General features: G+C 34.8%; 3 protein-coding genes. All 3 read right to left on the reverse strand.

Annotated features, from left to right (window positions below; genetic code table 11):
- Nucleotides 1–1,348, reverse strand: a 1,348-nt coding sequence (locus ENL20_04615; protein HHE37838.1) for a sigma-54-dependent Fis family transcriptional regulator, incomplete at its 3' end; no start/stop codon positions are given.
- Between the two features lie 51 nt (nucleotides 1,349–1,399).
- Nucleotides 1,400–3,832 carry a tetratricopeptide repeat protein gene (locus ENL20_04620; protein ID HHE37839.1) on the reverse strand — a complete coding sequence of 811 codons (2,433 nt, stop codon included), beginning with the start codon at nucleotides 3,830–3,832 and terminating at the stop codon, nucleotides 1,400–1,402.
- Nucleotides 3,833–4,081: 249 nt separating this feature from the next.
- The coding region (locus tag ENL20_04625; protein HHE37840.1) for a phosphoglycerate kinase at nucleotides 4,082–5,455 on the reverse strand (1,374 nt) is incomplete at its 5' end.

Below are 5,455 nucleotides of genomic sequence, written 5' to 3' on the forward strand. Positions count from 1 at the left end.
ACATTTTTCTTGATAGAGCGTGTCTGGAGATATTTAGAAGTTCAGCAGCTTTTATCTGAACATAATTTGTCCTTTCTAAGGCTTTGAGTATAGTCTGTTTCTCAATAACATCAAGATTCAATAAATCCTCTGTGTCGATGAAATCTTCTTTGTTTTTTGTTTTTGAGATGATGACTTCATTCAGTTTTAATTTATTTCTTTCGCAAAGAATAACTGCTCTTTCAGCGATGTTTTTTAATTCCCTGATATTACCCGGAAATTTATATTGGGATAATTTAATAAAAATATTTTTATCGATATTCATTATCGGCTTTTTCATTCTCTCCGCATAAAATCTGACGAAATGTTCAAATAAGATCGGAATATCCTCTTTTCTTTCCCGCAGAGGAGGTAGGTGAATTATAAATGAATTTAACCTGTGGAACAAATCTATCCTGAATTTTTTTTCCTCAACCATTTTTTCAATTTGCTGATTCGTGGCAGCAATGACCCTGACATCGATATCGATCTCTTGATGAGAACCGATTCTCCTGATCTTATTTTCTTCTAAAACTCTCAATAGTTTCATTTGCTGGGTTAATGGCATATCAGCTATTTCATCGAGGAAAAGAGTTCCTTTGTGAGCAATTTCAAACCAGCCGGATTTATTTTCTCTGGCATCTGTGAATGCTCCTTTTTTATGACCGAAAAATTCACTCTCAAATAAGTTTTCCGGGACAGCAGAACAATTTACATCATAGAAGTAGGCATTTTTCCGGGAACTCAGGTAATGAATCCCACGAGCAACGAGTTCTTTCCCGGTTCCGCTTTCGCCAGTAATCAAAATTGAGGTTTTGTCTGTTTTAGCAACTTTTGAGATCAGCTCGATAATGGATTTCATAGCAAGACTATTTCCAATCATTTGATGACCGGATTTTTCTTTTAATTCTCTGGAAACAACCGAATAGCTGAGTTTAATATCTTTCAGCCTGTTTTGCAAATCTATGTACCTGGAAGTTCTTTCAATCGCAGTCTGCATATCGATCAAGCGGAAAGGTTTTGTGAAAAAATCGGTTGCACCGAGTTTGATTGCCTGAATAACGGAATCCATATCTCCATGACCTGTCATCAGTATTACTTCGGTTTCAGGATGTGATTCTTTGATTTTTTTTAATACCTCAATGCCATTCATTTCAGGAAGTTTCAGGTCGAGCAAGACAATGTCGATTATATTTTTTTGAAGGATCTTAAAAGCTTCCGATGGGAGTTCAGCTTTAAAAGTGATGTAATTATTTAATTCCAGAAAATCTCCAATTTGCTCCCGATAGGATTTTTCATCATCGATTATCAATATTTTCAACTTTTCCATTTTTCTATCTCCTCTCACTCTTAATCTTGAATCCTTAATCCTAAACCTTTATTATATCCTTGGAAATTCAATCCTGAATTCAGTAAATTCATTTTCCTTACTTTCTGGAAATATTTTACCTTTCATTTCCTGAATAATACCGTAAATGATAGACAGTCCCAATCCGGTTCCTTTTTCAGGTTCTTTTGTAGTAAAAAAAGGATCAAAAATATTTGGTAAAATGTCTTCAGAAATACCGATTCCATTATCTCTGATAATGATAGAAATCTTATTTTCTTTTGAAAAAGTTTTGATAAAGATCTCTTTTTTATAATCCGTAGTTGTTAAAAATCTTGTTTTTTCCTCAACCGCATCTTTAGCATTAGAAAGCAAATTCAAAATGACCTGCTCTAATCTGTATTTATTTCCCAAAATAAAACCAATGCCCTCTTCCAGCATAGTTACTAATTCGATCAAGTGATCTTTGTATTGAGTTTGAACGATCAGTAAAGAGTTCCTGATCACTTCATTAACATCGACCTTTTCTACAACAACCGCTTCCTGATCTCGAGAAAAAGACCTGATATGCTGAATTATATGTTTGATCCTTTCGATCTGTTTAAAGAGAAAATCAAACTGTTCTTTCAGGTATGTTTTACTTAATTTGTTCTTTGATTGTCTGAAAACAATATTATCCAAACCCATGGAAATTCCACCGAGAGGTTGATTGATCTCATGAGCTATTCCGGCTGCAAGTTTACCCAGAGACTCCAGCTTAGATTTCTGCATCAATAGCTGCTGCTGTTTTTGAGCTTTTTCAACTTGCTGATTTATTCGATTTTCAAGATCGATATTCAGTAGTTTCAGTTCACTTTCATAATGTAATTGTTCTGTTATATCCTGAACTATCGTGTAGATCAAAATTTTCTTTCCAAATTCGATGGGAGTAGAAAACAATTCAACATCTCTGATCCTGTTTCCGGATAATTTGTGTTGGGAAATAGTACGAGTCTGTTTTTTCTTGAGAGATTTTTTCAATGATTCTGAGACAATTTCATTTGGATTCGTACTAAGATGAAAAAGATTATCGATCACACCATTCGTTTTGCTGAAGCCATAATATTCTTTCGCTGCCTGATTACAATTCACGATATCACCATTATCCGGATCGATCAATAACATCACAGCACTGTGTTTCTCGAACATATCCTGAAATTTTTTCCTGCTTTCCGCCAGCATACGATTGGTTTTGACCTTATTCCTGAAAAGGATAAAAAGAACTATTAATAATAACAGGATCAAGACTGAGGTAGTGATGAAATAGTTTCGGAGTTTCAACTGAGTTTCTTTGGCTTTAAATAAATCTACAATTTCTTCTTCTTTTTTATCAAGCTCGTATTGAATTCGCAAATTAGCGATTCTTTTGTCACTTTCTTCACTGAAAATACTATCTTTAAGAGTTATATATTTTTCTGAAAATTCATAAGTTTTTATGCTGGAATTGAGTTTGGAATACAATCTGGAAAGTTCTTTATAAATAGATAAACGAAGATCCAGAAAATGGTGAACTTCCGATAATTTGAGACTCTTCTCTAATTGTTTCTGGGCTTCATCGAGAATATTAAGATTGGTGTAAGTTGCTCCTAAATTTAATGAAATAAGTGTTTCAAGGTAAGTATCATTTATTTCTCGAATTGTTTCTTCCGAGGTTTGAAAATATACCAGTGCTTCTATATTATTCTCCTGATCGAAGTAAACAGTTCCCAGATTGTTTAAAGCCTGGGCTACTCCTTTGTGATCATTCAAATCCCGGAAAATCCGGAGAGCAGTTCTGTAGTGTGCTAACGCTTTTGTGGTTTTTCTCATTTCCTGGTAAACATTACCGAGATTCACACAAATACTTGCAATATCCAATTGATCTCCGGAATCAGTAAAAATTTCATAAGTTTTGTGATAATATTCAAAAGCTATTTCAAATTTTTCCAGATTATAATAGAGATTGCCGATATTCATCAAGATGCTGGCATAAGATTCATCATCGCTGTTTTTCTCTCTGAGCTTCAAGGTTGATAAAAAGTATTCGAGAGCCTTATCATAATCTGAAATTTCCTGGAAAATAATTCCAATCCGTTCCGTGATGATAGACTGCTGAAAAGGATCTTCGTGTTTTTTCGATAAATAATAGGATTTTTGATAAAACTCGATAGCATCACTATATTTTTTTTGATCAAAATATAAATCACCCATAATATATAGAAAATAAATTTCGTCTTTTTTGATTTTTAGTTCGCGGGAGATTTGAACACCTTGTTCAGCATAAGTTATACTTTTATCGGGATTTGTTTGAGCATATTCATTGATCAACTGTTCGAGAATATCAAGTTTTTCTTCTCCCTTTGCGACTGTAAGCATAGATTCCAGAGAGTTTGTCTGTAATTGATCGATCTGTGAAAACAGGAATACATTTGTGATAAAGATACAAATCAAGACACCCGCTTTTCTCATTTTCTGCTCCGGAAAATATTTTAATACGAAAAAAATAATTACGATTTTTTTAGCAATGGAATTTTATTTTATCGATTTGAATTTTGGGGATAAATAGAAAGGTTCTAACTGTAAATCATATTGCCGGATTGATATTTTGGATTCTTTTGATAATATTCCCCGCCCTGAAGGACGGGGCTATTGATTCTTCTTTTCTCCTCTTCCCTCTCTTCCTTCATCACCGGATATTCCTTGTTTGATATTGGATATTTATTTTTGAGCAGGTTTTCTTCTCTCTTTACCCGAGCGTCTTTTGAATCCGGTTCTTGTATTATTTTCGCTTGGAATCTGTTTTGTCCTCCGGTCATTTCCTGATCTTCGTTCTAATCCAGTTCTTCTTTCCGTTAAATTATCTTGCTGTTTGAGCAGTTCTTTGATCGGTTCCAAACCCAATGAAGAATCCTGCTCAATTGCTTTTAGAATAGTTCCTCCTCCAGTGAAAAAATAATATTTATCATCATGCAAAGCATTCTCATAAACCTTTGGGAGCAATGTTTTAAATTCCTGAAGAGTATCACCACCGCCAAAAAGTTTGGCAGCTTCTTTATTCTCATCGATAATTTTATTCAACGCTACAGTTCCTTCAAAGAAATTAGGAGTAAATCCCATGACAGCATTCACAAAAATAGTTCTCGAGTTTTTGAAAATATCCCGGATGGTGCTCACGGCAAATGATTTGGGAGAAACATCGAGGATATAATTCAATTCTTTTTTCTTTCTCATCATATAGATATTGCATGTTCTGACTTTTCCATCTATCCTTTCGTTCAGAATATCAGATTCGATTATATAGGGAAGATCGACTATCTTACCCGGATATTTATCAGCCTTATTGATGAAATCTTTTGCTTCAGAAATATCTTCAGCAGTTATTCCCTTGATTTTAAGATCATATTTCGCACAAAGATAAGCATTATAAATAACTCCACCCAGGATCAGATAATCAACTTTTTCCAGAAGAGCTGTTAAAGGTCTGATCTTAGTATCGAATTTTGCTCCGGCAACAACAGCCAGTAAAGGTCTCTCCGGTTTCAGAACACGATCCAGGTTCTCGATCTCTTTCTGCATTAAAAAACCTGCGTAGGAAGGAAGATGTTTTGCAGGTTCGATCGTTGAAGCATGCGGCTGCCAGGAACCAAAAGCATCATTAACAAAGATATCGGCAATATCTGCCAGTTCTTCTCCGAATTCTGTTTTTGTCTCATTTTTGGATTCCTCACCTTTGAACCAGCGCGTATTTGGCAGATAAATACCATCGACATCACCTGTTTCCAATTCTTTGATCAAATCATTAATACATTCGAGATTTTCCAAACCTTTTGAGGTCTGTTCTTCGATCTGAACTGTCTTGATTTTTTTCCCTAACTTATCATTCAAATATTCAACAATGGGCTGGACAGAAGTTTTTTCGGAGATTTCGATCTCACCTGTTTTCTTATTTCGAGGTCTGCCGACATGCGACATAATGATCGGTTTTCCCTGTTTGGAAAAAATATACTCGATCGTTTCCAGGGAAGCATCGATCCTGTACGGATCCTTGATAACACCTTTCTTAACAACATTATGATCAACTCTGAGAAGAAC

The organism is Candidatus Cloacimonadota bacterium (genome assembly GCA_011372345.1).
GTDB lineage: Bacteria > Cloacimonadota > Cloacimonadia > Cloacimonadales > TCS61 > DRTC01.